The organism is Pseudoxanthomonas suwonensis, assembly GCF_010093235.1.
Taxonomy (GTDB): domain Bacteria; phylum Pseudomonadota; class Gammaproteobacteria; order Xanthomonadales; family Xanthomonadaceae; genus Pseudoxanthomonas; species Pseudoxanthomonas suwonensis.
The window spans coordinates 1-21,705 of record NZ_PDWP01000014.1; the positions used below are offsets into that span (position 1 = coordinate 1).

General features: G+C 71.0%; 24 protein-coding genes and 1 tRNA gene. 4 read left to right on the top strand and 21 right to left on the bottom strand.

From position 1 onward, the window contains the following. Positions 1-119 (top strand): transposase (locus CSC68_RS08150; protein ID WP_162203071.1); only part of this gene is annotated, 119 nt, incomplete at its 5' end. Between the two features lie 107 nt (positions 120-226). On the opposite strand, the gene CSC68_RS08155 is transcribed toward CSC68_RS08150, so the two are convergent. After that, positions 227-379 carry an entericidin A/B family lipoprotein gene (locus tag CSC68_RS08155; RefSeq protein ID WP_162203072.1) on the bottom strand — a complete coding sequence of 51 codons (153 nt, stop codon included), beginning with the start codon at positions 377-379 and terminating at the stop codon, positions 227-229. Positions 380-479: 100 nt separating this feature from the next. After that, complete coding sequence (gene rocF, locus CSC68_RS08160; RefSeq protein WP_162203073.1) at positions 480-1,403, bottom strand: arginase; 924 nt, start codon at positions 1,401-1,403, stop codon at positions 480-482. A gap of 107 nt (positions 1,404-1,510) precedes the next feature. Between rocF and CSC68_RS08165 the strand changes: the two genes are divergently transcribed. Continuing rightward, on the top strand, positions 1,511-1,828 hold the full coding sequence (locus CSC68_RS08165; protein ID WP_162203074.1) for a hypothetical protein: 318 nt from the start codon (positions 1,511-1,513) through the stop codon (positions 1,826-1,828). Positions 1,829-1,860: 32 nt separating this feature from the next. Here CSC68_RS08165 and CSC68_RS08170 read toward each other — a convergent pair. The 4 genes from CSC68_RS08170 to birA all read right to left on the bottom strand — a co-directional run bounded on the left by CSC68_RS08170 (position 1,861) and on the right by birA (position 4,336). Beyond that, positions 1,861-1,936: transfer RNA gene (locus CSC68_RS08170), tRNA-Thr, on the bottom strand. Positions 1,937-1,962: 26 nt separating this feature from the next. Next, positions 1,963-2,616 carry an SPOR domain-containing protein gene (locus tag CSC68_RS08175; RefSeq protein ID WP_162203075.1) on the bottom strand — a complete coding sequence of 218 codons (654 nt, stop codon included), beginning with the start codon at positions 2,614-2,616 and terminating at the stop codon, positions 1,963-1,965. A 44-nt stretch (positions 2,617-2,660) separates the two neighbouring features. Then, positions 2,661-3,380, bottom strand: coding sequence for a type III pantothenate kinase (locus tag CSC68_RS08180; RefSeq protein ID WP_162203076.1), 720 nt, complete (start codon positions 3,378-3,380; stop codon positions 2,661-2,663). Next, complete coding sequence (gene birA, locus CSC68_RS08185; protein WP_162203077.1) at positions 3,377-4,336, bottom strand: bifunctional biotin--[acetyl-CoA-carboxylase] ligase/biotin operon repressor BirA; 960 nt, start codon at positions 4,334-4,336, stop codon at positions 3,377-3,379. Before birA ends, CSC68_RS08180 begins: the two co-directional genes overlap by 4 nt. Positions 4,337-4,452: 116 nt before the next feature. Here birA and CSC68_RS08190 point away from each other — a divergent pair, with 116 nt between their 5' ends. Further along, a complete protein-coding gene (locus CSC68_RS08190; protein WP_162203078.1) occupies positions 4,453-4,743 on the top strand; it encodes a hypothetical protein in 291 nt (96 codons plus the stop codon). Beyond that, complete coding sequence (locus CSC68_RS08195; RefSeq protein WP_162203154.1) at positions 4,710-5,498, top strand: M90 family metallopeptidase; 789 nt, start codon at positions 4,710-4,712, stop codon at positions 5,496-5,498. The genes CSC68_RS08190 and CSC68_RS08195 overlap by 34 nt, the downstream gene beginning before the upstream one ends. A 620-nt stretch (positions 5,499-6,118) precedes the next feature. Here the strand turns inward: CSC68_RS08195 and CSC68_RS08200 are convergent. From CSC68_RS08200 to CSC68_RS08270, 15 genes are all read right to left on the bottom strand, one after another. Continuing rightward, positions 6,119-7,474 carry an ATP-binding protein gene (locus CSC68_RS08200; RefSeq protein ID WP_246193491.1) on the bottom strand — a complete coding sequence of 452 codons (1,356 nt, stop codon included), beginning with the start codon at positions 7,472-7,474 and terminating at the stop codon, positions 6,119-6,121. 85 nt (positions 7,475-7,559) lie between these two features. Then, positions 7,560-8,243 carry a response regulator transcription factor gene (locus tag CSC68_RS08205; RefSeq protein ID WP_162203080.1) on the bottom strand — a complete coding sequence of 228 codons (684 nt, stop codon included), beginning with the start codon at positions 8,241-8,243 and terminating at the stop codon, positions 7,560-7,562. A 52-nt stretch (positions 8,244-8,295) separates the two neighbouring features. Beyond that, positions 8,296-8,682, bottom strand: a complete 387-nt coding sequence (locus CSC68_RS16155; RefSeq protein ID WP_425501227.1) for a PepSY domain-containing protein — start codon at positions 8,680-8,682, stop codon at positions 8,296-8,298. A gap of 205 nt (positions 8,683-8,887) precedes the next feature. Then, entirely contained in the window at positions 8,888-9,901 is a 1,014-nt protein-coding gene (gene dusA / locus CSC68_RS08215; protein ID WP_162203081.1) for a tRNA dihydrouridine(20/20a) synthase DusA, read from the bottom strand. Between the two features lie 128 nt (positions 9,902-10,029). Next, entirely contained in the window at positions 10,030-10,569 is a 540-nt protein-coding gene (locus CSC68_RS08220) for a hypothetical protein (protein WP_162203082.1), read from the bottom strand. 84 nt (positions 10,570-10,653) lie between these two features. After that, positions 10,654-11,391: an isocitrate lyase/PEP mutase family protein gene (locus CSC68_RS08225; RefSeq protein WP_162203083.1), complete on the bottom strand. Its 738-nt coding sequence runs from the start codon at positions 11,389-11,391 to the stop codon at positions 10,654-10,656. A gap of 135 nt (positions 11,392-11,526) precedes the next feature. After that, positions 11,527-12,714: a helix-turn-helix transcriptional regulator gene (locus CSC68_RS08230; RefSeq protein ID WP_246193492.1), complete on the bottom strand. Its 1,188-nt coding sequence runs from the start codon at positions 12,712-12,714 to the stop codon at positions 11,527-11,529. A 45-nt stretch (positions 12,715-12,759) separates the two neighbouring features. Then, a complete protein-coding gene (locus tag CSC68_RS08235; protein WP_162203084.1) occupies positions 12,760-13,482 on the bottom strand; it encodes an HAD family hydrolase in 723 nt (240 codons plus the stop codon). 115 nt (positions 13,483-13,597) lie between these two features. Beyond that, positions 13,598-13,954 carry an EF-hand domain-containing protein gene (locus CSC68_RS08240; protein WP_162203085.1) on the bottom strand — a complete coding sequence of 119 codons (357 nt, stop codon included), beginning with the start codon at positions 13,952-13,954 and terminating at the stop codon, positions 13,598-13,600. 204 nt (positions 13,955-14,158) lie between these two features. Then, positions 14,159-14,551 carry a hypothetical protein gene (locus CSC68_RS08245; RefSeq protein ID WP_162203086.1) on the bottom strand — a complete coding sequence of 131 codons (393 nt, stop codon included), beginning with the start codon at positions 14,549-14,551 and terminating at the stop codon, positions 14,159-14,161. A gap of 58 nt (positions 14,552-14,609) precedes the next feature. Next, positions 14,610-14,798 (bottom strand): CPXCG motif-containing cysteine-rich protein, encoded by a 189-nt coding sequence (locus CSC68_RS08250; protein ID WP_162203087.1) that lies wholly within the window; start codon positions 14,796-14,798, stop codon positions 14,610-14,612. Between the two features lie 13 nt (positions 14,799-14,811). Beyond that, complete coding sequence (locus CSC68_RS08255; RefSeq protein WP_162203088.1) at positions 14,812-15,567, bottom strand: M15 family metallopeptidase; 756 nt, start codon at positions 15,565-15,567, stop codon at positions 14,812-14,814. Further along, entirely contained in the window at positions 15,521-17,080 is a 1,560-nt protein-coding gene (locus CSC68_RS08260; RefSeq protein ID WP_162203089.1) for a serine hydrolase domain-containing protein, read from the bottom strand. The genes CSC68_RS08255 and CSC68_RS08260 overlap by 47 nt, the downstream gene beginning before the upstream one ends. Before the next feature lie 56 nt (positions 17,081-17,136). Further along, entirely contained in the window at positions 17,137-20,166 is a 3,030-nt protein-coding gene (locus CSC68_RS08265) for a TonB-dependent receptor (RefSeq protein ID WP_162203090.1), read from the bottom strand. Next, positions 20,148-21,653: a transglutaminase family protein gene (locus CSC68_RS08270; RefSeq protein WP_211365716.1), complete on the bottom strand. Its 1,506-nt coding sequence runs from the start codon at positions 21,651-21,653 to the stop codon at positions 20,148-20,150. The genes CSC68_RS08265 and CSC68_RS08270 overlap by 19 nt, the downstream gene beginning before the upstream one ends. Positions 21,654-21,705: the final 52 nt, after the last annotated feature.

Consider the following 21,705-nt stretch of genomic DNA (forward strand, 5'->3'; position numbering starts at 1 on the left):
CCAACCTGGTCGAGGGCATCAACAACAAGATCAAGGTCATCAAGCGCATGGCCTACGGCTTCCGCGATGACGCCTACTTCTTCCTCAAGACCCGGGCGGCCTTCCCCGGAGTTGGGTGAAGAACCAAAAAAAAGCGGAGCCATCGCTGGCTCCGCCTGCAACTCCATCTGCGCACGTCCTGTGCCCGGCGCATCCTGCGCTCACCGGTTCCTCTCGAGCTTCCAGCTCAGCACTTGCCGTCCTTGCAGTCCTGGGCCTTGTCCTCGAGCTTTTCACCGCCCCTCTGGATGTCCTTGCCCGCGCCGGCCATGGTGTTGCAGGCGGTCAGGGCGGAAATCGAGAACAGGCCCAGCAGGGTCAGGGCAACGATGCGCTTCATAAGGGGCTCCCATCGGGTGTCATGCCCGCACGGCATGTGCGGCTTGGGCGCCACTTTTCCCGGATCACCGTCGTTCCGGCGTGAACCCGGCGATGACGTTTCAGTCACGCATCAGCGTGGACTTGCCGAACAGGCTCTCGACCAGGTCCACCGCCAGCTCGGCGGTCGCGTTGCGGTTGTCCAGCACCGGGTTGAGCTCGACGATGTCCAGCGAGCCCATGCGCCCCGTGTCGGCGATCATCTCCATCACCAGCTGCGCCTCGCGGTAGTTCACGCCGCCAGGCACGGTCGTGCCCACGCCGGGCGCGATGCCGGGGTCGAGGAAATCCACGTCGAAGCTGACGTGCAGGTGCGTGTCCGCGTCCACGCCTTCCAGCGCCTGCTGCATCACCGCCTTCATCCCGACCTCGTCGATGTAGCGCATGTCGTAGATGTCCAGGCCGTGCTGCTTGACCAGGCGCTTCTCCTCCGGATCCACCGAGCGGATGCCGATCTGCCGCACCTGGGCCGGCGTGATCGCCGGCCCCTCCCCGCCGAGGCGGGTGAGCACGTCCGGGCCGATGCCGCACAGGCAGGCCACCGGCATGCCATGCACGTTGCCGGAAGGCGTGACCTCGCTGGTGTTGAAATCGGCATGCGCATCCAGCCACAGCACCCGCAGCTTGCGCCCGGTCTCGCGGCAAGGCCGCGCCACCGCCGTGATCGAGCCCATGGCCAGGCAGTGGTCGCCGCCCAGCATCACCGGCATGCGCCCGCGGCGAAGCTCGACCAGGGTCGCCTCCATCAGGGTGCGGTTCCACTCGACCACCTGGGCCAGGTGGCGGTAGCCGTCGACCGGCGGCTGCCAGGGATTGGGCGGTCCGGACAGGTTGCCGGTATCGACCACGTCCACGCCGCGCGCGGACAGCGCCTCGGCGATGCCGGCGATGCGCAGGGCGTCCGGACCCAGCGAGGCGCCACGGTGGCCGGCACCGATGTCGGTGGGGACGCCAATCAGGGAAACAGGGGGATAGCTGCGGGGCATGACGGTATCCGTTGAAACTTTCCCGGGAGTCTAGCCGGCATGCCCGCGCACCTCGCGCCGCAACGCAGCAGACGCTGGTTTCACGGCCGCGGTGCTATTGAGGGTGCATGTCGACCACCTCGCTGCCCCCCGTATCCCGCCAGCCGCGCCCCCCGGCCGCGGTCATTCCCGCCGTCGCGCTTCCCACCGACGAGCCGCCGCCGTTCAACGTGCCGCTGACCCTGCTGGCCGAAGCCGAGGGGCAGACCGACATCCTGCATGGGTTCCACGATGGCGAAGCCTGGTACGCCTACGACCTGCCTGCGGCAGGCCAGTGGCGCGTGCTCGCGTGGCAGGCGGGCTACCGCTGGCCGCCGGGCCTGCCGGACGGCGTACGCCTGTCGCGTCCCGCGCCGCTGTACGCGGCCTGCGGGCTGCTGCCCTGACGCGCCCGGCCGCGATGCGGCCGGAGCCTGGATGGTGCCGCTTGTCCGATTCGAACGGACGACCTACCGCTTACAAGGCGGTTGCTCTACCAGCTGAGCTAAAGCGGCGCGGCCGGCGATTCTAGCGCAGGCGGTCAGCGACCGCCGGCCGGTCCGGCCAGGGGACCGCAATCGATGGGCCGCGTCTGGCCGGCAATTTCCCGCACCTGTTCCGGCTGGCTGGTCGCCAGCAGCAGCCACCAGCGCGGTGGCTGTGCGTTGCCCATGGGGCGCAGCTCTGCCGGGAAACCCAGCTGGCGCATGGCTTCCACGCGACGCTCGGCCATGGCGCGGTTGCGGAAGGTGCCCAGCGCCACGGCGTTGGCGTCGCCCCCCTGTTGCAGCACGAGCACGTCGGTGAAGCCGGCCGCCTGCAGGCGTTCCACGGTCTCATCCGCTGCGCTGCGGCTGGCGGCCGGAGGCAGCAGGACCCGGAACATCCCGGCCTCGCCCTCTTCCTCCTCCAGTTCCGACCGGGCCACCAGCGCGTCCAGGCGTGACTGCAGCTCCACGGCCGCGGCGCGGCTGCGGAAGGGGCCGGCGCGCAGGCAGGTGGGCGCCGCCGGGGCAGCCGGCGCGGCCGCTGGCGCGGCGGAGGCCTCCGCCCACGTGCGTACGAGTTCCAGCGTGGCGACCCCGGCAAGCGGCGCGGGCGGCTGCGGCTGTCCGGGCTCGGGGCGCAGCAGCCACCAGGTGGCCACGCCGAGGTTGAGGACGGCCAGGACGACGATGAGGGCGCGGGCGATCATGGCCCGATTCTAGGGGACCCCGGCCGGCGATGGCCGGCCGCCGGTCAGCGGACCGCCGCCTCGCGGGCCCAGATCGCCAGGCCCTCGATCACCAGCGACGGCTGCAGCCGCGCCTGCGGCAGCAGCGGCAGCAGGGCCTCGGCCCCGCCTCCGTGCAGCAGCAGCGCCGGTTCGCGGCCCAGCCGCTGGCGCGCCTGGTCCAGCGAGCGCAGCCCCAGGGCCACGGCAGCGCCGTCGCAGCCGGAGGCCAGCGCATCCTCGGTATCGTCGGCGAACTCGACGTAGTCGCCTCCCCGCGCCGGCAACTGCGCCGCGCGCGCGTGCAGGACCTCGCGCATCAGCGTGGGCGACGGCGCGATCCGGCCGCCGTGGTGGCGTCCGCCGGCGTCGAGCAGGTCGATCGTCAGCGCGGTGCCGACCCCGGCCAGCAGCACGTCGCCGCCGGCCTGGTGGGCGGCCAGCAGCGCCAGGAAGCGGTCCACGCCGAAGCGCTGTGGCTGCGGGTAGGCCACGCGCACGCCCGCGCATCCGGGCAGGGTGCGGGCGATGTGCACCTCTTCGAAGTTCGCATGCAGGCGTTCCAGCACCGCGGCGGTCATGGCCGGGCTGGCCACGCTCGCGACCCAGGCGCGGCGCCCGCGCGGAACCGGGGCGCGGTGCAGGTCCTCGCCGTGCGGCCAGGCCTGGACCGGCCCGGGCGCGCCGCCATCCCAGGGCGCCGCCTTGAAGCGCGAGTTGCCCAGGTCGAACAGCCAGTCGCTCATCGCCGCCTCACGCTGACTTCGCCGGCATGCACGCGGCGCTCGCCGGCATCGGTGGCCACGCGCAGCGCGCCATCCGGCGCCAGCCCCAGCGCGCGGCCCTCGAAGTCGCCGCGCCCGTCGAGCACCCGCACCGGCTGGCCGGCCAGCACGTCCAGCGCCGCGAAGCGCGGCTCGAACGGGGCCAGGCCCTCGCGGTCGAACAGCTCCAGCGCCGGCAGCAGGGCATCCAGCACGGCGATGGCGAGGGCGTTGCGCGAGGGCACGCCCCCGCCGAGCCGGGCCAGGTCGATCCAGGGCTGGTCGATGTCCCCGGCCTCGCCGCCAAGGTCCACGTTGATGCCGATTCCGATCACCGCATGCACCGGCCCGCCATGCTCGCCGCCGCCCTCGACCAGAAGGCCGGCCAGCTTGCGCCCGTCGGCGACCAGGTCGTTGGGCCACTTCAGCCCGACCGCGGCGTAACCGCTGGCACGCAACGCCTCGGCGACCGCCACGCCGGCGACCAGGCTCAGGCCTCCCAGCCGCGCCAGGCCGCCATTGAAGCCCCGCCGCACCGAAACGCACACCTGTCCGCCCAGCGGCGAAACCCAGCGACGCCCCAGGCGCCCGCGACCGGCGTTCTGGCGCTCGGCCAGCAGCACCTCCACGCCCGGGGCCGGCGGCCGCCGCAGCAGCTCGCTATTGGTCGAATCCACCGCCCAGGCCACATCCAGCGCATGCAGCAAGGCGGCCGCCTCCGTCGACAGGCCGGCGCGCAGGCGCCCGGCATCGAGCAGTTCGGCCGGACTGGTGAGCACGTAGCCGCGGCCGGGGCGCGCCTCGATCCGGGCACCGGCCGCACGCAAACCCTCGATGCGCTTCCAGACTGCGGCGCGGGTGATGCCCGCGTCGCGGGCCAGTGCATCGCCCGAACTCCCGCCTGCGGCCAGCCGCCGTAGCAGCTCCCGATCGTCCACAACCGCTCCTGCAATCTGCGCAATCGCCGATTATCGGGCATCCGGGGTCCGCCGGACCGTCGCGAAGGCTGGATCCGCGGTATATTCCATGCCTTGACCGGCCGCCCGGACCGACCATGCGCCGATTCGCCCCGATCCTGCTGCTGACCATCCCAACCCTGTGCTGGGCCGGCCCCGAACTGCCGGATCAGGAACAGAAGCGCGGCGCATGCGTCTACGCGCGGCCCGCGGCAACCCCGACCTCGCGGGTCGAGGGCGACGTGCCGCAGGCACGGCCGGCGGTGCCACCGGTTGCCAGGAGTGCGCCGCAGGCGCCGGCCAACGGCGGTGGCGGGGATTCGGACGGCGTCGTGCCGCGTGCGCGCGGCGGCCGCTGGCACAGCTTCCTCCCGGGTATGTTCCGCTGATCGGCAGGCTTTCGCGCTGGCTGCGCCTGGGCGCGGCACCCATCGACGAGGACCTCTGGCAGCAGGCCTGCCAGGCCCTGCCGTGGGTGCGCGGGCTGGACCCGGGGCGCCGCGGGCGGCTGCGGACCCTGGCCAGCCGCTTCCTGCACGAGAAGACCATCACCCCGCTGGCGGGCCTGGAGCTGTCGGCCACCGACCGGGTCCTGCTGGCGGCGCTGTGCTGCCTGCCGCTGCTGGAATTCGGTGCGGACGGACTGCGTGGCTGGTCGCAGCTGCTGGTCTATCCCGACGCCTTCCGCGTGCGCCGCAGCCACGTGGACGCCGCAGGCGTTCTGCACGAATGGGACGACGAGCTCTCCGGCGAGGCCTGGGACCATGGTCCGCTGGTGCTGTCCTGGGCCGACGTGCAGGCCGACCTGGACGAGCCGGACGGCGGCTACTGCGTGGCCGTGCACGAGATGGCGCACAAGCTGGACGTGCTGGACGGCGAGCTGGACGGCACCCCACCCCTGCCGCCGGCGTGGCACCGGCAATGGGCCCGGGACTTCCAGCGCGCCTACGACGCGTTCTGCGCAACGGTCGACGCCGGTGGTGAGACCGCGATCGACCCGTATGCCGCCGAGGCGCCGGAGGAGTTCTTCGCGGTGGCCACCGAATACCACTTCTCCGCGCCCGGACTGCTCGCGGAAGAAATGCCGGAAGTGGCCGCGCACCTGGCCCGCTTCTACGGCCCCTCGCCCCTACGCGCCGCGTAGTAGCCCGGATAAGCGAAGCGCATCCGGGAACAGGCTTCCGGCAGGCGTCCGCCCGCGATTGGCATGCGTCTCCCCGGATGCGGCCTTCGGCCTTATCCGGGCTACGAACCGCGGCCTCGCCGCTTCGCCCAGGTCGGCTGAACGCCACGAGCGCGTAGCCCCGTAGCCCGGATAAGCGAAGCGCATCCGGGAACAGGCTTCCGGCAGGCGTTCGCCCGCGATTGGCATGCGCCCCCCCGGATGCGGCCTTCGGCCTTATCCGGGCTACGAACTGCGGCCCTCGCCGCTTCGCCCAGGTCGGCTGAACTCCACCAACGCGCAGCCCCGTAGCCCGGATAAGCGAAGCGCATCCGGGAACAGGCTCCCGGCAGGCGTCCGCCCGCGGTTGGCATGCGCCCCCCCGGATGCGGCCTTCGGCCTTATCCGGGCTACGAACTGCGGCCCTCGCCGCTTCGCCCAGGTCGGCTGAACGCCACGAGCGCGTAGCCCGGATAAGCGAAGCGCATCCGGGAACCCCTCGTGGCTCCCCGCCGCACCACGCGGGCGAATCCCGAATCCCGAATCCCGAATCCCGAATCCCGAATCACGAATCACGAATCCCGAATCACCAATCCCCGCCTTCAAAGCCCCGGCGGCAGCACGACCTCGAAACGCGCCCCGCCCAGCTCCTCGGAACGGGTGACGTGCAGTTCGCCGCGGTAGTCGCGGACCAGGTCCTGCACGATCGACAGGCCGATGCCGTGGCCCTGCACGCGCTCGTCGCCGCGCACGCCACGCTGCAGCACCTTGGCCACGTCCTCCGGGGCGATGCCCGGGCCGTCGTCGTCGACCGCCAGCAGCAGGCCGGCGCGACGGTTGGGCGCGGTCGGGCCGGGACGCGCGGTCAGCACCACGCGCCGGTTGGCCCACTTGAACGCGTTCTCCAGCAAGTTGCCCAGCAGCTCCTGCAGGTCGCCGGCCTCGCCGTAGAACTGGGCGCGCGGGGCGATGTCGAATTCGCACAGCACGCCCTTGCGCGCATAGACCTTCTCGAGCCCGCGCACGATCTCCTCGGCGGTGGACTCGATCGGCACCGGCGCGGAGAACAGCTTGTGGCCGCTGGAAGCGGCGCGCGCCAGCTGGTAGGAGACCAGGTCGTTCATGCGCCGCAGCTGCGCGTCCAGCTCCTGGCGCAGGGCTTCTTCCGAGGCCCCGGCATCGAGCTGGGTACGCAGGACCGCCAGCGGCGTCTTCAGGCTGTGCGCAAGGTCCGCCAGGGTATTGCGCTGGCGCTCCAGGTTCTCGCGCTCCGAATCGATCAGCGCGTTGATGCTGTCGGTCAGCGGCTCCAGCTCGCGCGGGTGGCGCTCGCTCATGCGCTGCAGCTGGCCGCGCTGCACCTTGGTCAGCTCGGCGATCACGCGCTGCAGGGGACGCAGGCTCCACTGCAGGATCAGCGCCTGCAGCAGCAGCAGGATCAGGCCGGCGCTGCCGAGGTTCATCCATAGCGCGCCGCGGAACACGCGGACCTGGGCATCCAGGGTCTGCGTGTCCTCCATGACGTAGATGGTGTACGGGAACTCGGCCTCGGGGCCGCGCTCGCCCCAGACCAGGCCGATGCCGTAGCGGTAGACCTCACCCTGGCTGCCGTCGAGCTGGGTGATCCGGAGCGGGCCCTCGAAGCGCTCCTCGCGCGGGCTCAGCATCCCGTAGGCTTCCGGCAGCAGCGGCCCCTCGGCCGACAGCGAGGCCCAGTGCCCGTCGGGCAGCACCACTTCGGCGTACAGACCGCTTCCCGGGCGGTGGAAGCGCGGATCGGGCCCGACTTCCGGCGTGTACAGCGAACCGTCGCGGCCGAAGTCGATGTTGTCCGCGTACGCCATCGCGTAGCTCTTCAGCCGCTGGCGCAGGTTGTTCTGCGCCGTCTCGGCGAAGGACCGGTCCAGCGCGATGCCCGCCAGCATCAGGAAGGCGACCAGGCCGATGCTGGCCGCCATCAGCTGGCGCGCCTTCAGCGAACGAGGTCGCCAATGCCGCAGCCGGGGCCGTTCGCTCCCTTCCACGTGGCCCAACTGCCGAGGCTCAGCCTTCGGTGCGCGGGATCGCGAAACGGTAGCCGCGGCCGCGCACGGTCTCGATCGGCTTCAGCTCGCCCTCGGGATCCAGCTTCTTGCGCAGGCGGCCGATGAACACCTCCAGCACGTTCGAGTCGCGGTCGAAGTCCTGCTGGTAGATGTGCTCGGTGAGGTCGGCCTTAGAGACCAGCTCACCGGCGTGCATCATCAGGTACTCGAGCACCTTGTACTCGTAGCTGGTCAGGTCGACGTTGCTGCCGTTGACCGTGACCGTCTGCGCGGCCAGGTCGAGCGCGACCGGCCCGCATTCGAGCACCGGCTTGCTCCAGCCCGCGGCGCGGCGCACCAGCGCGTTGAGGCGCGCCAGCAGCTCCTCGACGTGGAACGGCTTGACCAGGTAGTCGTCGGCGCCCTGCTTGAGCCCCTCGACCTTGTCCTGCCAGCTCGAACGCGCGGTGAGGATCAGCACCGGGAAGTTCTTGCCCTCGTCGCGCAGGGCCCTGATCAGTTCCATGCCCGACATCTTGGGCAGGCCCAGATCGATGATGGCCACGTCGAACGGGACCTCACGTCCCATGTAAAGGCCTTCCTCGCCATCCTGCGCGGCATCCACCGCGAAGCCCTCGCGCTTGAGGCGCGCGGCGAGCGTCTCCCTCAGCGGGGCCTCGTCTTCGACCAGAAGGATTCGCATGCACTCTCCCTGAGTTGCAGTCGGGACCGGCTTTTTGCCGGGGCCCCATCGTCTAGCGTGAATCGTGATCGTCGCGTCGCGAAGCGCGGCGGCTGCGCTCGCCCGGACCCGGATCATCCATATAGCGGACCCGGCCACGATCGTCCATGTACTTGACGCGCGTGATGTTGCGTCCCTCGTAGGGGACCAGCTCGGCGCCGAGGATCTGCCCCCCGGTCGAGCGCTGCACCCAGCGTACCGCCTCCGACAGCGAGCGGCGGGACTGCCGGACTTCCGACGCGCCAGCCGACTCCGAATGCAGCGGACGTTCGCTGCGCGGCGGTCCGCCGGCGCGCTCACCCGCCCCCGCACCCGGCCCGGCCACCGGCGGCTGGGCAGCCGCAAGGCCCGGCAGGCCGGCCAGCAGCAGAACAGGGATGAGGCGGCGCGGAGCAGACATCGTTGCAATCCTAACGAACGGCGGAGGTCTTTGATATGGCCGTCACGGATGCAACGCGTGGCAGTCAGGACCCTTGGCCTTGGATAGGCATGTTCGTTAGGGAGCAGTGAATCCGGTCTGAACTTATCCACACCCCTGACGGCTGCCGTTCAGCGCAACAAGCAGCCGTTTTTCCCGCGTTTTCTCGTAAAAACGCGACCAGGGCTCAGGCCGCGCCTGCCGGCGCGAGGGTCGCCTCCAGGGCCTGCTCGACCAGGTCCCAGCCGGCACCCGGGCGGTGCGCGCCCTCGCTCAGGACCTGCCTGAAAAGCCGCCCGCCCGGCTGGCCGTGGAACAGGCCCAGGACGTGGCGGACGATGTGCTTGAGCGGGACCCCGGCCTGGCGCTGGGCTTCCACGTACGGGGCCAGGCGACGCAGCAGTTGGCCGCGTTCGAGCTGCTGGCCCCCATACAGGGCCACGTCCAGCCGGTGCAGCAGGTACGGGTCGTGGTAGGCGGCGCGGCCCAGCATCACCCCATCCACGTGCTGCAGCTGGGCCTGGACCTGCTCTTCGGAAGCCAGGCCGCCGTTGACCAGCACCTCCAGCCCGGGGCGCTCGCGCTTGAGCCGCCATGCCCATTCGTAGCGCAGCGGCGGGACCTCGCGGTTCTCCTTCGGCGACAACCCCTGCAGCCAGGCGTTGCGCGCGTGGACCACGAAGGTCCGGCAGCCGGCCGCGACCACGGTGTCGATGAAGGCCGCGAAACGCTCGTATTCGTGGTCCTCGTCCACGCCCAGCCGGCACTTCACCGTCACCGGGACGGTGCGGCCATCGACCGTGGCGGCCTCCACCATCGCCGCCACGCACTCGGCCACCAGGGCCGGCTCGCGCATCAGGCAGGCGCCGAAGCGGCCGGCCTGGACCCGGTCGGAGGGGCAGCCGCAGTTGAGGTTGACCTCGTCGTAGCCCCATTCCACGCCGATCCGCGTGGCGCTGGCCAGCGCCTCCGGCTCGCTGCCGCCCAGCTGCAGGGCCAGCGGATGCTCGACCGGGTCGTAGCCCAGCAGGCGTCCGCGGTCGCCCAGGACCACGGCATTGGCGTGGACCATCTCGGTGTACAGCCGCGCATGCGGGGCCAGCAGCCGGTGGAACACCCGGCAGTGGCGGTCCGTCCAGTCCATCATGGGAGCGACGGACAGGCGGGCGGAAGCGGCGTAGGAAGCGGGGATGATGGACATGGCGGGTACGGCGTGGGGCCCGCAATTGTCGCCCAGGCCTGCACGGGTTACCTAACCGGCGGGTTCAGGCACGTGGCCTGCCGGGAACGGATGCGGCCTTTGGTTGCCGCAGGGCGGCGGCGCCCCGGCTAGCGTCCGGCGCGCGCGGCGTGTTCGCGTTCGCGCTGCTGCAGGGCGCGGCGCAGGGTGGCATCCGGCTCCAGGTCGCGCCCCCAGCGGCGGTAGGCATCGGCCATGGCCAGGCGCAGGGCCACGTGCGGGTCGGGTGCCTCCGGCTTCCGCAGCTTCGCCACCACTTCGGCCCAGTCGCCCTCGGCGCCCAGCCGGGCGCGTTCGCGCACCACGCTGCGGCAGTCCGTCTGCAGTGCACGCGCGAGGAAACAGGCATACCAGGCATCGCCGGGGTTCCAGCCCGGCTGCGCGACCAGCCCATGGACGTAGGCGCGCGGCGTGCCGGCATAGCGCTCCACTTCCGCGGCGAAGGCTTCCGGGTAGTCGGGGGCATAGCGGTCGATGTCCGCCAGCTGGCGGTCCATCCAGGCGTCGCCGGTGCCGTAATGCGGACGCTCGGCGGGGCGCTCGGCGGCGGGGGCGGCCGCCACCGGCGTCGGAAGCGTTGCGCCTACGGCGACCAGGCACAGGGCAAGCGACAGCATCCTGCAGTGCATGACGTTCCAAGGATCAGGCCAGACCCGCATTGTGCCGCGTCCTGCCCGGCGGCGCGTGGCGGGCGCCGCCGTGCCGCCCCGCGGTCACGGGGCCAGCAGCGCGCGCGCACGGTCCTCCAGCACACGCATCGCCGCCAGGTACGGCGCGGGGCCGTAGCTGACGCGTGCCGCGCCGGCGGCGGCGAACGGGGCGAGCGGCGCCTCCACGTCCAGCAGCATGATGTTCACCGGCAGCGGGGAGGCGGCGCACAGCGAGCGCACCAGGCCGGGCTCCAGAAGGCCCGGGACGAACAGGCTTCCCGCACCGGCCGCCCGCCAGGCATGCGCGCGCCCGATCGCCTGCTCCAGCAGGGAGGCGTGCGTTTCCGGGCGCTCCTGCAGGAACAGGTCGGTACGGGCGTTCACGAACAGTCCGGCGGCGGCGACTGCGGCGATGCGCCCGGCCTGCCCGTCGATCGCACGCACTCCGTCGCCGAGCCGGTCCTCGAGGTTGCAGCCGATCGCGCCGGCGTCGCGAAGACGGCGGGCGTTGCCGGCCACCTCGGCCACGGAGTCGCCATAACCGGCCTCGAAATCCACGCTCAGCGGCAGCTCCACGCTGCGCGCGACCCGCTCGGCAACCCGCACCAGGTCCCCGAAGGCCAGCGCCTCGCCATCCGGCAGCCCCATGGATGCCGCCACCGCCCAGCTGCTGGTCGCGATCGCGCGCGCGCCCGCCGCGGCGACCGCGCGTGCGCTGCCCGCGTCCCAGGCATTGACCAGCACCAGGGGCATGCCGGGGCGATGCAGGGCACGGAAGCCTTCAAGCGGCTGGTTGTTCATTGCGGTCTTCTCCTGGATGGGTTGGCCGGAGGGCCACCGGCGATCGCGCCGATGCACCGGCGTTTCCGGCGGGCGATGCCGCCAGGCGCCACATCGTCCGGGCCCCATCGCGGCGTCGCTGGCCGGAAACGGACTTCATCCGTGCGGGCGCCTGGCGATCGATGGGCGCGCGCGCCGGGTCTCCAGGCCGCGTCCGTCCCGGCGATGTCGTGCGCGCCACGTCCCTTGGCGGGGCGTGGCGTCGCGATGGCTCACGCCTCCGATGCCGAGGCGTAGGCCTCCCTCAGCTTCGCGGCGCATTCGTCGCAGCACACCTCGACGATGCGGCCGCCGATCTTCACCTGGATCGCGTCCCCGTCGAGTTCGCAGTCGCAGGCCGCACAGGTCTTCCCGCTCATGTCGATGCCTTGGTTCGCCGCCCGGAACTGGCGGGCGCAGTAGACGTCGCCAGCGCGGCCGGGCGTTATCGGAATCTTTAGCGACCTGCCGACGGGCGCCGCTGCAGGGCCAGCTCGCGGAACTCGCTGGCGTGCGTCCGTAAGCCTGGTGGAAGGCGGCGCTGAAGTGGCTGTGGCTGGAAAAGCCGAGCTGGTGTGCGAGATCGCCCACTTCCTCGCCCTCGCCCAGCAGGTCCAGCGCCCGCGCCAGGCGCAGCCGCAGCTGGTAGCGGTACAGCGGCACGCCCTCGACGGCGTGGAAGCTCTGGGTCAGGTACACCGGCGACACGCCGACCTCGGCGGCGACCTCGGCCAGTGTCCAGCGCCGCCCCAGGTCGCGCACCAGCACCAGCCTGGCGCGGTCGACGAGGCGCTGGCGGCCATGGCTTGCGCCGGCCGCGTGCGTGGTGCGCGGGCCGATCGCGCGCAGCATGAGGGTCAGCGCCAGGCTCTCGCCTTCCAGCGCATCGGCAACGCCTTCGCGCAGGCTGTGCCGCAACAGCGCGACCAGCACCTGTGCGCGCGGATCGATGCGCAGGCGCTGGACGCGGAAGCGCAGGGGTTCGCCCTCATGCAGCAACGGTGGCGGAGCGATCTCGCGCAGCAACACCGGATCCGGCGTGATCGCCAGGCTGGCATCGCCGCCGGCATGCGGGTGGCTGATCCGGTAAGGCTCGCCGGCATTGAAGAACAGCACCTGGCTGGCATCGGCCACCACTTCCCCACCCCCGACGTGGCGCAGATAGGTGCCGCGGTACGGGAACACGAGCTGGGTGCGCGTCGCCTGCTCGACCTCGCGCTGATGCCGGCAAAGGCCGGCACAGACGACGTCCCGGACCTCGACCAGCGGGGTCTTCAGCAGTTGCTGGACGGTGAAATCGACCATGGCCAGCGCATTGTGCCGCGCCCGGCCGTGGCGGGCCTGCGGTGCTCAGCCGGCGGCGCCGTCCGCGATCCCGCCGATCACCCCGGGCAGCTCCGCCGCGGTGGTCGCGGTGCGCACGCGCGGATGCGCTTCGGCCAGGCCATGCTCGGCCTCGTGCGCCCAGGTGATCGCATAGGGGATATGCACGCCCCAGCCGCCCAGGCGCACCACCGGTTCGATGTCCGAGCGCAGCGAATTGCCGACCATCACGAACTGCGATGCGTCGATGCCGAACTCGGCCAGCACGCGCGCGTAGGTCGGAGGATCCTTCTCCGAGACGATCTCGATGCGCGGGAACAGGTCCGCCAGCCCGGAGCGGGCGATCTTGTCCTCCTGGTGGAACAGGTCGCCCTTGGTGACCAGCACCACCGGCCAGCGCGCGGCCACCGCCTCGACCGCCTCGCGGATACCGTCCAGCAGCTCCACCGGATGGCCCAGGGTATCGCGGCCTATGTCGACCACCTGCTGCAGGTCGCGGGCGCTAATGCGCGCGTCGGTCAGTTCGATCGCCGCCTCGATCATCGACAGGGTCATGCCCTTGGCGCCGTAGCCGAACACCTTGAGGTTACGCCGCTCGACCTCGAGCAGGTGGCGCAGGGTGCCGGCGTCGTGCAGGTCGATGTAACGGCCGATGATTTCCTCGTAACGCTTCTCGGCGGCGCGGTAGTAGTCCTCGCTGCGCCAGAGGGTGTCGTCGCCGTCGAAGCCGACCAGGCGGATATCGTTCATTGGCAGGTCCCGGACACGCGCCTCGCGGCGGGGGTGCAGGATACCAGCGCCCCGGCCGGGCCAGAAAAAAGGAAGCGGGCCGGAGCCCGCTTCCGTTGCCACCAGGGACCCGCGGTTACTCCTGCGCGGCGCCGCCCTGCTGCTGGTTCTGGATGAAGGTGCGGTACTCGTCGGCGGTCAGCTCGCCGTCGCCGTCCGCATCGGCGGTCGCGAACACGCTCGACAGCGCCGAATGGGCCTGCGCCTCGGTGCGGCTGATGCTGCCGTTGCCGTCCGTATCCAGGTCGGCCCAGCCCATGCCCTGGCCGCTGGCACCGGACTGCTGGCGCTGCTGCTCGGCGGCGCCGGTGGCGGACTGGGTCGGGGTCTGCTGGGTGGTGGGCGTGGTGCTCTGCGCGAACGCCATCGGCGCGGCGGCAATCATGCCCAGGAACAGCAGGCCGGTCGTGGTGCGGGTGTTGTGCTTGCTCATTGGCGTACTCCGTCGGGTGGAAGGACGTGACTGCGTTTCGCAGCACACGGGGCGCACCTTGCACCAGCACGAATGAACACCAATGCCCTCGCGATCCCACGCGGAACGCCCTGTTAACCACACAGGCCGCGGGGCGTTGTAATCGCCTGTTAGCGCGCCGTGGACGGGCTGTTAGACCCGCCTTCAACCGCGACGAACAGCGCCCTACTTCGTCGTATCGGCACCGCCCGCGGCGTCCTGCGCGGCATGACGGTGACTGAACAGCCACCAGCCCAGCACGCTGCCGGAGACCGCGCCGATGACCTCCAACATCACCCGCGTGCCGAGGTTGTCGGCGTCGTGGATGCCGGCAAGGGCCAGGCGGGCGTACAGCGGCGATTCCAGCTTCACCATGCCGATGTAGAACAGGTTCCAGGCGTCCAGCCCGGCAGCGACGACCGTGGCGATCACCGCACCCCAGCCGAGCACGTGGCCGATCTGCATGCCGGTGCGGCGCCCGATCCAGGCCCAGGCGGCGTAAACCAGCACCCCGACGAGGAACGCGATCAGGCCGGCTTCGAGGCAGCCAAGCAGGCCGGTATGCAGGGGCAGGTTCATGGAGCGGCTGGACCTTGGCGAAAACGGGCCACAAGTCTAGCCGCCACGCGCCTGCCGGTCAGTCCTCGCCTTCGCGCCGGGCGGTCAGCGAGGCGTGGCCGTCCTGGTCGATCGCCACGTCCAGCACGATCGGCTGGCAGCAGACCTGGCAATCCTCGACGTACCGCTGGTCGCCCCCGCTGGGATCGACCGCGGTGTCGAAGTTCTCCCCGCACCACGGGCATTGCACCGTCAGCCACTCTTCCATCTGCACGCCTCCCTCAACGCACCGGCACGTCATAGGCAGTGCACGGATCCGGCTCCGGCTGCAGCGTGTAGTGCCACCACTCCTGCGGGTAGTTGCCGAAGCCGCGGATCTGCATCGCCGCGAGCAGGCGCTGCCGGTTGGCCTGCGCCGCTTCCGGCACCGGCGCGTCGGTACTGGACAACGGATCGAACAGGTCGAACGGCGTGCCCATGTGCAGCGGCTCGCAGCCTGCATCGGTGCACTGGAGCAGGGTCAGGTCCACGGTGGCGCCGCGGCTGTGGCCGGAGCTGTCGGAGATGTAGTCCGGCACCAGGTCGGTCTTGTCCACCCGCGGGTACCAGCGCGCCTTCTGCCGCGGATCGTCCGGGCCCTGGGCCCAGTCCATGAAGGCCTGCACCGAGCGCACCGGCCGGTAGCAGTCGTAGACGAGCAGGCCGACCCCCTGGGACTGCAGGTCGTGCTGCACCCGCGCCAGGGCCTCGGCCACCTGCGGCAGCAGCAGGCAGGCATTGGCCTCGTAACCGGGCACCGGCGCGCCGGTGAAGTTGTTGGAACCGAAGTAGCGCGCCTCGACCTGGATGCCGGGACCCAGCGTGCGCACCTCGACCAGGCCGGCCTCCTCCGCGGTTTCCGCCGGGGATACCTGCACCTCGCACGCCATCGCGGCCGACGGCAGCAGCAGCAAGGCGATCAGGCGGCCGCGGATGCGGCGGGGAAGGACTTCAGCGGCAGCCGCGTTCGTGCACGAAGGCGAGGTCCTGGTAGTCATAGCTGAAGTCCGCTTCCGGATCGACCTTGGACAGGCGCAGCGTACTCCCGTCCGCGCCGGGCGGGTGAAGCCAGGCTTCGGCGTCCACGCCGTCGTCGTCCCAGTCCACCAGCCAGCGCTCGCCGACCCGCATCAGCCGCCCACGCATGCGGGGCGAGCGCGCCGAGGCGAAACCGACGCCATCCCCGCGCGGGCACAGCGCCACCTCGCCGAACCAGGGATCGCGCCAGATCCCCAGCAGCGCCGTGGCCTCGCGGCGCGTCGCCGGGCGCCGCGCGCGGGTGTCCGGCGCCGGCTCGGCCCGGCGGCGCAGGGCGCGTTCGCGTTCCAGCAGGGCGGCGTAATGGGCCACGTCCAGGGCCGGTTCCGGGCGGGTGTAGCGCTTGGCCAGCACCTGTCCGAGCACCGTGCGCGCGTCCTCGGCCTCGCCGTTGACGAGGATGACGATGCCGGTGCGCAGGTCCGGCAGCAGGATCACCGAGGAATACATCCCCGACAGCGTGCCGGTATGGGCGACCTTCCACTGCCCGTCCATGTCCGACAGGCGCCACCCGTAGCCGTAGGCATGGAAGTGGCTGTTGTCCCATTCGCGCATGCGCCGGCCCACCGGCATCGGCACGTGGCCGGTCCATGTCGCCTGGCGCTGCATGGCCGACAGCCACGGATGCGCCGGATCCAGCCACATCCCGATCCAGCGCAGCATGTCGTCCAGGCTGCAGCGGATCCCCCCGGCGGCCATCGAGGTGAGATCCGGCACCACGCCCCGCTCCGGCGGCGCCGGCAGGTTGCGCCCGTCCACCCGCCGGTGCGGACGCGCGATCGGGCCGGCGTCGGCGACGTTCCAGCTGCCCACGCGGCAGCCCTCCATGCCCAGCGGCGCGAACAGCTCCTCGCGCACCAGCTGTGCGTACGGCTTGCCGCCGGCCGCCGCGGCGACCTCCCCGGCCACCACGTACAGCAGGTTGTCGTAGGCGTAACCGGAACGGAAGCTGGCCACCGGCCGCAGATGCGCGAGCCCGGCGATGATGTCGGCGCGGCTGAAGTCGTTGGGCTCCGGCCACAGCATCAGGTCGCCCGCGCCGAGGCCCAGGCCGCTGTTGTGGACCAGCAGGTCGCGCACCTGCATGTTCGCGGTGACCCATGGGTCGTGCATGCGGAACCGCGGCAGGTGCTTCACCACCGGGTCGTCCCAGCGCAACCTGCCCCGGTCGACCATCCGCGCCAGCACCGCCGCGGTCATGGCCTTGCTGTTGGAGGCGATATTGAACAGGGCCTGCGGCGTCACCGGCTCGCCGCTGCCGGCAGCCAGCTCGCCGCGGGTGACGACCGCCGTCACCCGGCCGTCCTCGATCACGCCGACCGCGATGCCGGGCAGGTCGTAGCGCGCGACCACCTCGTCCACGGCCTTTTCCGCGAAGGCCTGCGCCGGACCGGAAGGCAGGTCCGCGGCGATCGCCGGAATCGCAAAAAAAGCGGCCGCCAGGGCGGCCGCAGGAGGGAGGAAACGCAGCATCACCTGCTCCCCGATGCGGGCCTGTGGTCCATCACCAGGCCCGCGCCGTCCGGTTGTCAGTACTCCAGCGCCAGCACCAGCTGGGCATAGCGCGGGGACTGCAGGAAGCGCTCGCGGCCGAAGAACTCGTCGCGGGTGCCAATGCTCGATTCCAGGTCCTGGTAGACCCAGACCGGCCGCTGGCGGTTGAAGATGTTGTTGGCCGAAAGCTTGGCCGAGAATTTCGCCGGGCCGAAATCGCGCTGGTAGGCCACGCTCAGGCCGACGTCGATGTACCAGGGCATGCGCCCGGCGCCGCCGCGCGCGGAGTGCTCGTACACGCGGTCGGAGGTGCTCCAGGTGTCGCCTTCCTGCGGATTGGCGAAGGCTTCCTCGGGGGTGCACTTGTCCACGCACACGAAGTAGCTGTGGTAGAGCTTCCAGTTGTACGGGTTGCCGACGCCGAAGCCGGTGATCGGGCCGCCGGAGCGGGCGTCCACGGTCGCGCCCAGGCTCCAGTTCCCGGTCAGGGCGTAGGTGCCGCGCAGCTTGACCTGGTGGCGGTGGTCGTTGGCCAGCGGGCCGTGGCCGCGGTAGTTCACGAACGGGTCGTCGAAGTTCTCGGTGCGGCCGGTGTCGCCGAAGTTGGTGTCGGTGTTGACCGGGCCCTCGGCGTTGCCCTCGTTCCACGACAGCGTGTACGAGGCATTGAACGCCCACTTGCCGTCCCAGGCGCGGTCCAGCTGCAGCTCCAGCGCCTTGTAGGTGCGCCTGGGCTTGCTCCAGCCGCGCTGCCCGGTCGGGGTCGAGCCCACGTACTCCCACTCGCCGTCGATGTACTCGAAGTCGTCCGACTCGGTCCAGTAGCCGCCCCTGGAGGTGTCGACGGTGATGTAGCCGTCGTTGCTGCCGTCGCAGTCGGTGTCGCCCCAGATGGTGACGTCCTTGCCCGGGTTGCCCATCACCCACACGCTGGGCACGCGGCCGCAGTGGGTGGCGGTGATGTTGATGTCGTCGATGGCGTTGTGCAGCTTGCGGTAGATGCCGCGCGCGCCCCACGACCATTTCTCGCCCAGCACCTGCTGGAAGCCCAGGATCAGCTCGTCCTGGTAGACCGGGTCCATGTCGGCATCGACCTCGGCGCGCAGGTCGCCGACGGTGCCGTCGCCCTGGTCGTCGTCGAAGCCCATGAACTCGCCCAGCACCGGCACCGCGTACTGGACGCCGTCGCGCTCGCGGATCTCCCAGCCCTCGAGTCCGTGGTAGCTGCGCGCGTCGAGCAGGGCGCCGCCCTGCTTGATGTTGATGACGTTGGCCACCGGCAGGAAGTAGCGGCCGACGTTGCCGAACACCTTCATCGTGCCCTGGCCCGCCGGATCCCAGGAGAAGCCCAGGCGCGGCGCCCACATGTCGTCCATCCTGATGTAGGTGCGGCCTTCGGCGTCCTTGTTGTTGAACTCCTCGTAGCGCAGGCCCAGGTTCAGGACCAGGTTGTCGGTGATCGACCAGTTGTCCTCGATGTAGTAGGCGCGGTTGGTCGATTCGAACTCGCCGAAGATCGCGTACTGGCGGGCGCGCACGCAGGCGGTGTAGCCGGCCGGGACCAGGAACCCGCCGCAGTTGGAGTTGTTGGTCAGCGGGGTGGCGGTATACACGTTGTACTGCACGCCGCCGGGACCGGAGTAGACCTGGTCGAGGTCGGAGGTGTTGGTCTCGTCGTCGATGCCGAAGCGCAGCAGGTGGTCGCCCAGCACCCACTCGAAGTCGATCCGGCTCTGCTCGCGCTCGTCGTTGCGGTCGTAGACGGTGGGGTTGCTGGTGCAGCCCAGGGGCACGCCCGGATCGGGCACGCCGGAGGCGCGGGTGACGTAGTTGCAGTCCACGTCGTTGGGCGAACCGGTGACGCTGTTGCGCTCGTTGCGGCCGTGCATCACCTTCATCGACAGGTTGTCGGTCAGGTACGAGCTCCAGGTCAGCGCCCAGTTGGTGCCGCCGGTCTCCGAGTAGGAGTCGCTGAGCTTCTGGCCGACGGTGTCGCTGTCGAAGTCGTAGGCGTAGGTGGCGGTGTCGGTGCGGTTCTCGTTGGAGAACGCCATCAGGCTCAGCAGGTTGCGGTCGGTGATCTGCCAGTCCAGGGTCGTGCCCCAGAAGCCGTCGTCGGAGTCGCCGCGGTCGAACGAGGTGCCGGCGTCGTTGGTGTTCTCCGGCTCGACCTTGCGGCCCTCGTACATGGCGAAGAAGAACATCCGGTCCTTCACGATCGGGCCCGATGCCCACACGTTCAGGCGGGTGGAGTCGGTCCTGTCCCTGCTGCGGGTCAGGTAGCGGTCGCCGTCCAGGTAGCTGTTGCGCGCCGACGACTCCCAGTCCTTCGGAGCCCACACCAGCTTGGAACCATAGTGGAACTCGTTGGTACCGGACCGTGCCACGGCGTTGACCACGCCGCCGGTGGTGCGGCCGAACTCCACCGAGTAGCCGCCGGTCTTGACCTGGAAGTCCTCGTAGAAGTCGAACGGCGCCTCGGAGAAGCCGACGCGGTTGTAGAAGTCGGTGACGTTGAGGCCGTTGACGTAGAACGCGTTCTCCGCCACCGAGGAACCGCCGAAGGAGATGCCGCCGAACGCGGCGCTGCCGGCGGCCACGCCGGGCGCCAGCAGCGCCACCGAGGTGACGTTGCGGTCCACCGGCAGGCGCGCCAGCTCCTCGGCGTTGATGTTCATCGCCGACTCGGTGGAGGTGACGTCCACCGGCAGGACCACGCGGCTGCCGACCACCTCGATGCCTTCGAGGGTGGCGGGTTCGGCGACCAGGTTCACCGAGGTGGTCGCGCCCAGGGTCACGGTCACGTCGGCCTGCCTGCCCCCTTCGGCCTGCACCGTGTAGCTGCCCGGCGGCAGCAGCGGCAGGCGGTAGCTGCCGTCCTCGCCTGCGGTGACCGTGCGGCTGAAGCCGGTGGCCGGATTGGTGATGGTCACCCTCGCCCCGGCCTCCGCCCTGCCGGCGACGGCGCCGGTAGCGCTCTGGGCCATCGCCAGCGGTGCCATCGCGCCCAGGCACGTGCCGAGCGCCGCGGCCAGGGCCGCCTTCCTCAGGATCCTGCTGTCCATCCCCGTCTCTCTCCCGCAGTGGTGTTGAGGTCATCCCCGCCCGTCCGGCCGCCTTCCCCGACCGGTAGCATCCGCCACTGGAACCGGTAGTCCCACTGGTCGAAATAGAGGTTGCCGCCCCGCCACTCGACTTCGCCGCGCTGCGAGTCCACGGTCTCGGAGCGGAAGTGGGTCTTGGCGGGCACGAAGTCGCGCGCGTAGTCGTCGTTGAAGGCGATGCGGTAGGCGTCCAGGCCGCCCAGGTAGAACCAGCGCAGCGCCGGGTCGTCGCTTTCCAGCTGGCCGGTGGTCACGTCCATCGGCAGCCAGCCGTAGGGACGCAGGTACATCCAGCCCCAGTCGTGCATGTTGTCGTAGCCGACGTCCTCGTCCGAGTAGGTCCAGCCGGACTGCCAGCGCGCGGGGATGCCGTTGAGCCGCAGCAGCGTGATCAGCAGCAGGGTCTGCTGGCCGCAGTCGGCATGCCCGGCCCTGAGCGCGTGGTCGCTGATGTTGGAGATGGTCGAGTACTCGCGGGCGCCGGCCCAGGGAATGCGGTCGACCGCCGCGAACAGCTTCTGCGCGATGCGGTAGGGATTGGTCTCGTTCCCCACCACCTGGTGCGAGAAGGCACGCAGCCCCGGGGTGAACACCACGTGCGGCGGACGCTCGGCGAGGAACGGCGCCAGCGTCGGATCCTTGCGATCCACCGCCTGTACCCGCGCCGGATCGACCCGCACGCGGCGCGCGTACACGGTCAGCTCGTAGGTCACCGAGAATTCGGTGGGCCTGCCGGACTGCGCCGTGGCTTCCAGGTAGACGGTGCGCATCGGCGCGCTTTCCGGCGCTACCCTGCCGCCGGCCGGCGAGGTCCGGACCAGGCGGATCCCTTCCTGCTGCGCGGGGATCGCACGCGGGTACGGAATCCATGCCCGCACCGTCTCGCCCGCCGGCACCGCATCAGGCTCGACGATGATCGACTGCGTCACCTCGAGCCGGCGCGGTGCCACGCTGGTGGCGCCGCCCGCGGAGGCGGCAAGCACCTCGGCATGGTGCGGATGCAGGCGTTCGAACGGGCCTTCGGCGAACGGCCGCACCGGTGGCGCGCGGCGTGCCGCCGCCTCGGGGCTGAGCCGGAACAGGTTGGACACCGCGCGCCTGAACCAGCGGCGCTCCCCGTCGATGTCCATGTGCTCGACCAGGCCTGCCCGGTCCCAGGCCTCGAACTCGGCCTCGCGCAGGTCGGGAATCTGCCGCCGCAGCTGCGCCAGCACGCCTTCGCGGTTCAGGCTGAAGTCCAGGCGGATACGACGCATGCGCTCGCGCTCGAACTCCAGCGCGCGCCGCTGCAGGCCCGCCGTTTCCCAGCGGGCAAGCAGGTCGGCGATGCCTTCCTCGGCCTCGGCGAACCGCCCCTCGTCCACCGCGGCCACCACCTGCGGCAGCGAGTCCGGCACCGCGGCCACCGCGCTCCCCAGCGCGAACAGCAGCAGCAGGCCCGCGCCCATGCGCGGCAACGGCCCGCCGCAGACCGCAGTCCGCACAACGGCGGGCATCCCT

Coding starts and splice junctions, on each gene's coding strand:
- CSC68_RS08155 (WP_162203072.1), bottom strand. CDS start 379: ATGAAGCGCATCGTTGCCCTGACCCTGCTGGGCCTGTTCTCGATTTCC.
- rocF (WP_162203073.1), bottom strand. CDS start 1,403: ATGCCCCGCAGCTATCCCCCTGTTTCCCTGATTGGCGTCCCCACCGAC.
- CSC68_RS08165 (WP_162203074.1), top strand. CDS start 1,511: ATGTCGACCACCTCGCTGCCCCCCGTATCCCGCCAGCCGCGCCCCCCG.
- CSC68_RS08175 (WP_162203075.1), bottom strand. CDS start 2,616: ATGATCGCCCGCGCCCTCATCGTCGTCCTGGCCGTCCTCAACCTCGGC.
- CSC68_RS08180 (WP_162203076.1), bottom strand. CDS start 3,380: ATGAGCGACTGGCTGTTCGACCTGGGCAACTCGCGCTTCAAGGCGGCG.
- CSC68_RS08190 (WP_162203078.1), top strand. CDS start 4,453: ATGCGCCGATTCGCCCCGATCCTGCTGCTGACCATCCCAACCCTGTGC.
- CSC68_RS08200 (WP_246193491.1), bottom strand. CDS start 7,474: ATGGCGGCCAGCATCGGCCTGGTCGCCTTCCTGATGCTGGCGGGCATC.
- CSC68_RS08205 (WP_162203080.1), bottom strand. CDS start 8,243: ATGCGAATCCTTCTGGTCGAAGACGAGGCCCCGCTGAGGGAGACGCTC.
- CSC68_RS16155 (WP_425501227.1), bottom strand. CDS start 8,682: ATGTCTGCTCCGCGCCGCCTCATCCCTGTTCTGCTGCTGGCCGGCCTG.
- dusA (WP_162203081.1), bottom strand. CDS start 9,901: ATGTCCATCATCCCCGCTTCCTACGCCGCTTCCGCCCGCCTGTCCGTC.
- CSC68_RS08220 (WP_162203082.1), bottom strand. CDS start 10,569: ATGCACTGCAGGATGCTGTCGCTTGCCCTGTGCCTGGTCGCCGTAGGC.
- CSC68_RS08225 (WP_162203083.1), bottom strand. CDS start 11,391: ATGAACAACCAGCCGCTTGAAGGCTTCCGTGCCCTGCATCGCCCCGGC.
- CSC68_RS08230 (WP_246193492.1), bottom strand. CDS start 12,714: ATGGTCGATTTCACCGTCCAGCAACTGCTGAAGACCCCGCTGGTCGAG.
- CSC68_RS08235 (WP_162203084.1), bottom strand. CDS start 13,482: ATGAACGATATCCGCCTGGTCGGCTTCGACGGCGACGACACCCTCTGG.
- CSC68_RS08240 (WP_162203085.1), bottom strand. CDS start 13,954: ATGAGCAAGCACAACACCCGCACCACGACCGGCCTGCTGTTCCTGGGC.
- CSC68_RS08245 (WP_162203086.1), bottom strand. CDS start 14,551: ATGAACCTGCCCCTGCATACCGGCCTGCTTGGCTGCCTCGAAGCCGGC.
- CSC68_RS08250 (WP_162203087.1), bottom strand. CDS start 14,798: ATGGAAGAGTGGCTGACGGTGCAATGCCCGTGGTGCGGGGAGAACTTC.
- CSC68_RS08255 (WP_162203088.1), bottom strand. CDS start 15,567: ATGACTACCAGGACCTCGCCTTCGTGCACGAACGCGGCTGCCGCTGAA.
- CSC68_RS08260 (WP_162203089.1), bottom strand. CDS start 17,080: ATGCTGCGTTTCCTCCCTCCTGCGGCCGCCCTGGCGGCCGCTTTTTTT.
- CSC68_RS08265 (WP_162203090.1), bottom strand. CDS start 20,166: ATGGACAGCAGGATCCTGAGGAAGGCGGCCCTGGCCGCGGCGCTCGGC.
- CSC68_RS08270 (WP_211365716.1), bottom strand. CDS start 21,653: ATGGGCGCGGGCCTGCTGCTGCTGTTCGCGCTGGGGAGCGCGGTGGCC.